Source organism: uncultured Tenacibaculum sp., assembly GCF_947495995.1.
Classification (GTDB): Bacteria; Bacteroidota; Bacteroidia; order Flavobacteriales; family Flavobacteriaceae; genus Polaribacter.
On sequence record NZ_CANMAX010000021.1, the window covers coordinates 1 to 5,602 of the forward strand.

2 tRNA genes and 3 rRNA genes are annotated in these 5,602 nt (G+C 45.3%); all 5 read right to left on the bottom strand.

The window, feature by feature from the left end:
- Window positions 1–48: 48 nt before the first annotated feature.
- Window positions 49–157: ribosomal RNA gene (gene rrf / locus Q1A15_RS20810) — 5S ribosomal RNA — on the bottom strand.
- Between the two features lie 104 nt (window positions 158–261).
- Window positions 262–3,049 (bottom strand): 23S ribosomal RNA (locus Q1A15_RS20815).
- A gap of 173 nt (window positions 3,050–3,222) precedes the next feature.
- A tRNA-Ala gene (locus Q1A15_RS20820) sits at window positions 3,223–3,296 on the bottom strand.
- A gap of 88 nt (window positions 3,297–3,384) precedes the next feature.
- Window positions 3,385–3,458 (bottom strand) — tRNA-Ile (locus Q1A15_RS20825).
- Window positions 3,459–3,548: 90 nt separating this feature from the next.
- Window positions 3,549–5,068 (bottom strand): 16S ribosomal RNA (locus Q1A15_RS20830).
- The 16S, 23S and 5S rRNA genes sit together here with 2 tRNA genes alongside, the layout of an rRNA operon.
- Window positions 5,069–5,602: the final 534 nt, after the last annotated feature.

The following is a 5,602-nucleotide window of genomic DNA, read 5'->3' on the forward strand; positions in this document are numbered from 1 at the left end:
TAAAAAAAAATCCGATTAGTAGTATTACTAATCGGATTTTGTTTAAAAGAAAGGCGACGACCTACTCTCCCACCAGTGGCAGTACCATCGGCGCTAATGGGCTTAACTTCTCTGTTCGGAATGGTAAGAGGTGAGCCCCATTGCTATAATCACCTTAAACTGTTTCAGTGTATTTCAACTGTATATGTTAACATAATTGGTAAAATAATTCGTTTGTTATCAAGTAAAGAGTTGTCTTCCCCTCACTAGGAGGGGAAGTACGTACATAAGCCTATGGGTTATTAGTACTACTCAGCTACATACATTACTGCACTTACACTTATAGCCTATCAACGTTGTCATCTTCAACGACCCTTTAAAGAAATCTCATCTTGTGGTGGGTTTCGCGCTTATATGCTTTCAGCGCTTATCCCTTCCGAACGTAGCTACTCTGCAGTGCCCCTGGCGAGACAACAGATACACTAGAGGTTCGTCCAACTCGGTCCTCTCGTACTAAAGTCAGATCCACTCAAATTTCTAACGCCCACAGCAGATAGAGACCGAACTGTCTCACGACGTTCTGAACCCAGCTCGCGTGCCACTTTAATGGGCGAACAGCCCAACCCTTGGGACCTTCTCCAGCCCCAGGATGTGACGAGCCGACATCGAGGTGCCAAACCCCCCCGTCGATGTGAGCTCTTGGGGGAGATCAGCCTGTTATCCCCGGAGTACCTTTTATCCTTTGAGCGATGGCCCTTCCATGCGGAACCACCGGATCACTATGCTCTACTTTCGTACCTGATCGACCTGTATGTCTCTCAGTCAAGCTCCCTTATGCCATTGCACTCTACGCACGGTTACCAAGCGTGCTGAGGGAACCTTTAGAAGCCTCCGTTACTCTTTTGGAGGCGACCACCCCAGTCAAACTACCCACCACGCACTGTTCTCATCGCTGAGTTAGGCTCTAGATAAGCAAAGGGTCGTATTTCAAGGTTGACTCCACAATGCCTAGCGACACTGCTTCAAAGTCTCCGACCTATCCTACACATTACTTATCCAAAGTCAATACGAAGCTATAGTAAAGGTTCACGGGGTCTTTTCGTCCCGCTGCGGGTAATCGGCATCTTCACCGATACTACAATTTCACCGAGCTCATGGCTGAGACAGTATCCAGATCGTTGCACCATTCGTGCAGGTCGGAACTTACCCGACAAGGAATTTCGCTACCTTAGGACCGTTATAGTTACGGCCGCCGTTTACTGGGGCTTCATTTTAGATCTTCGCCGAAGCTAAACCCTCCACTTAACCTTCCAGCACCGGGCAGGTGTCAGGCCTTATACATCATCTTTCAATTTAGCAAAGCCCTGTGTTTTTGATAAACAGTCGCCTGGATCTTTTCACTGCGGCCTACCGAAGTAGGCGACCTTTCTCCCGAAGTTACAGGTCGATTTTGCCTAGTTCCTTAGCCATGAATCTCTCGAGCACCTTAGAATTCTCATCCCAACTACCTGTGTCGGTTTACGGTACGGGCTGCAGCTCTCGCTTTTCTTGGAACCTCTTACTTGCTTTCGCTTCGGCCGAAGCCTAGGCTCAACGGGGACTTCCGTCACCCCGTAAGCACCTGGGAGATCCGTCACTTTTAATGAGTGCAGGTACAGGAATATTAACCTGTTGTCCATCGACTACCCCTTTCGGGTTCGCCTTAGGTCCCGACTAACCCTCAGCTGATTAGCATCGCTGAGGAAACCTTAGTCTTTCGGTGAGGGGGTTTCTCGCCCCCTTTATCGTTACTTATGCCTACATTTTCTTTTCTATGCGTTCCAGCAACCCTCACAGATCACCTTCAACACCCATAGAATGCTCCCCTACCACTTTAATAAGTCCATAGCTTCGGTAATATACTTATGCCCGATTATTATCCATGCAGAACCGCTCGACTAGTGAGCTGTTACGCACTCTTTAAATGAATGGCTGCTTCCAAGCCAACATCCTAGCTGTCTAAGCAGTTCCACCTCGTTTATTCAACTTAGTATATATTTGGGGACCTTAGCTGATGGTCTGGGTTCTTTCCCTCTCGGACATGGACCTTAGCACCCATGCCCTCACTGCTGAGAAACATTTTATAGCATTCGGAGTTTGTCAGGAATTGGTAGGCGGTGAAGCCCCCGCATCCAATCAGTAGCTCTACCTCTATAAAACTTTTACTCAACGCTGCACCTAAATGCATTTCGGGGAGTACGAGCTATTTCCGAGTTTGATTGGCCTTTCACCCCTATCCACAGGTCATCCAAAGACTTTTCAACGTCAACTGGTTCGGTCCTCCACTGTGTGTTACCACAGCTTCAACCTGCCCATGGATAGATCACTCGGTTTCGCGTCTACTACTACTAACTATGCGCCCTATTCAGACTCGCTTTCGCTCCGGCTCCGTACCTAAAATACTTAACCTCGCTAGAAACAGTAACTCGTAGGCTCATTATGCAAAAGGCACGCCGTCACCCAGTAAATGGGCTCCGACCGCTTGTAGGCGTACGGTTTCAGGTTCTCTTTCACTCCCTTACTTAGGGTTCTTTTCACCTTTCCCTCACGGTACTAGTTCACTATCGGTCTTTCAGGAGTATTTAGCCTTACCGGATGGTCCCGGTAGATTCATACAGGATTACACGTGTCCCGCACTACTCAGGGTACTGCTATATCCTCTTCGCTTACCTATACGAGACTATCACTCTCTACGGTTCGTCTTTCCAAACGATTCTAGTTCACTAAGATTCTAATGTCGCAGCCCTACAACCCCAATATTGCCGTAACAACATTGGTTTGGGCTAATCCGCGTTCGCTCGCCACTACTAACGGAATCACTATTGTTTTCTCTTCCTCCGGTTACTTAGATGTTTCAGTTCACCGGGTTTGCTCCTCTCGGTACTATACCTTCAGTATAGTGGGTTGCCCCATTCGGAAATTTACGGATCAAAATGTATGTGCCACTCCCCGTAACTTATCGCAGCTTATCACGTCCTTCATCGCCTCTGAAAGCCTAGGCATCCGCCATACGCCCTTATTTAGCTTATTGTACTTTTTGCTTTGACTTGCGTCAAAACGAGCTCTTTATAATTCTTTATAAAAATATTTTGTTAGAGTATCATCTCTAACTCTCTATCTTGATTCTTTACGATATCATTTTACCAATATGTCAATGAACTTATCATGAGCCATGACAGGCAATTAAACCTATCTAACTCTTTGTGGAGAATACCGGAGTCGAACCGGTGACCTCTTGCGTGCAAGGCAAGCGCTCTAGCCAGCTGAGCTAATTCCCCATATACTAGTAGTTAGTATATAGTAGTTAGTAGCTTTCTACAACTACATCCTCAACTTCTAGAATTTCCTTGATCTTAAAACTTTTTGTAGTCTCGGGCAGACTCGAACTGCCGACCTCTACATTATCAGTGTAGCGCTCTAACCAGCTGAGCTACGAGACTAGTTTAAGATCTTAGTCTTTTTTTATAAAATTAACAGCAGAGTAGTAAAATAACACACAATTACTCTTGTAACTCACCATCTTTCTCTAGAAAGGAGGTGTTCCAGCCGCACCTTCCGGTACGGCTACCTTGTTACGACTTAGCCCTAGTTACCAGTTTTACCCTAGGCAGCTCCTTGCGGTCACCGACTTCAGGCACCCCCAGCTTCCATGGCTTGACGGGCGGTGTGTACAAGGCCCGGGAACGTATTCACCGGATCATGGCTGATATCCGATTACTAGCGATTCCAGCTTCACGGAGTCGAGTTGCAGACTCCGATCCGAACTGTGATATGGTTTATAGATTCGCTCCTATTCGCATAGTGGCTGCTCATTGTCCATACCATTGTAGCACGTGTGTAGCCCAGGACGTAAGGGCCGTGATGATTTGACGTCATCCCCACCTTCCTCACGGTTTGCACCGGCAGTCTCGCTAGAGTCCTCAGCATTACCTGCTAGCAACTAACGATAGGGGTTGCGCTCGTTATAGGACTTAACCTGACACCTCACGGCACGAGCTGACGACAACCATGCAGCACCTTGTAAAGTGTCCGAAGAAAAATCTATCTCTAGACCTGTCACTCTACATTTAAGCCCTGGTAAGGTTCCTCGCGTATCATCGAATTAAACCACATGCTCCACCGCTTGTGCGGGCCCCCGTCAATTCCTTTGAGTTTCAATCTTGCGACCGTACTCCCCAGGTGGGACACTTATTACTTTCGCTTAGTCACTGAAATAATCCAACAACTAGTGTCCATCGTTTACGGCGTGGACTACCAGGGTATCTAATCCTGTTCGCTCCCCACGCTTTCGTCCATGAGCGTCAGTATATACGTAGTAGGCTGCCTTCGCAATCGGTATTCTAAGTAATATCTATGCATTTCACCGCTACACTACTTATTCTACCTACTTCCGTATAACTCAAGTCAACCAGTATCAAAGGCAGTTCTACAGTTAAGCTGCAGGATTTCACCTCTGACTTAATTGACCGCCTGCGGACCCTTTAAACCCAATGATTCCGGATAACGCTTGCACCCTCCGTATTACCGCGGCTGCTGGCACGGAGTTAGCCGGTGCTTATTCTTATGGTACCGTCAAGCCTCTACACGTAGAGGGGTTTCTTCCCATATAAAAGTAGTTTACAACCCATAGGGCAGTCTTCCTACACGCGGCATGGCTGGTTCAGAGTTGCCTCCATTGACCAATATTCCTCACTGCTGCCTCCCGTAGGAGTCTGGTCCGTGTCTCAGTACCAGTGTGGGGGATAATCCTCTCAGACCCCCTACCTATCGTAGCCATGGTAAGCCGTTACCTTACCATCTAGCTAATAGGACGCATAGTCATCTTGTACCGATAAATCTTTAATTAAAATATGATGCCATATCTCAACATTATGGAGTATTAATCTTCATTTCTAAAGGCTATCCTCCTGTACAAGGCAGATTCTATACGCGTTACGCACCCGTGCGCCGGTCGCCATCCAATTGCAAGCAATTGATGCTGCCCCTCGACTTGCATGTGTTAAGCCTGCCGCTAGCGTTCATCCTGAGCCAGGATCAAACTCTTCATTGTATAATCTTTAATATTATGTATGAATAAGTTTCAAAAGAATTTAACTTGTTAAAGCTATGTTACTTTACTCTCTCTATTTACGCTGTCAATTTCAATATTATCAATGAACTTAATTAACCTTGGTATTCAATACTGTTTCAACCGAAACCTTAATTAATCTAATCTTTGTAAAGACATCAGAATCGAACTGATTAACTTAATGTGTTATTCCAAAATCTCTGTGAACATGTTTGTTTCATTTCTGAAAGCGGATGCAAAACTATAAACTATTTTTAAACTGACAAAACTTTTTTGAAGTTTTTTTTAATTAAATTTCTACAACCTATTTCAATGAACACCGCTCCAAAACGGACTGCAAATATAAAAGCTTTATTTTTATTTGAACAAGAAAAAATCAAACTATTTTTTAACCTTATTCTAAGCTTTTATTTACAATCTGTTAATGAACTTAGCAAAATCTAAAACCGTGTTTTGTTATTTGCGGGTGCAAAACTACACACTCTTTTCAATCCCACCAAACTTTTAAACCAAAAA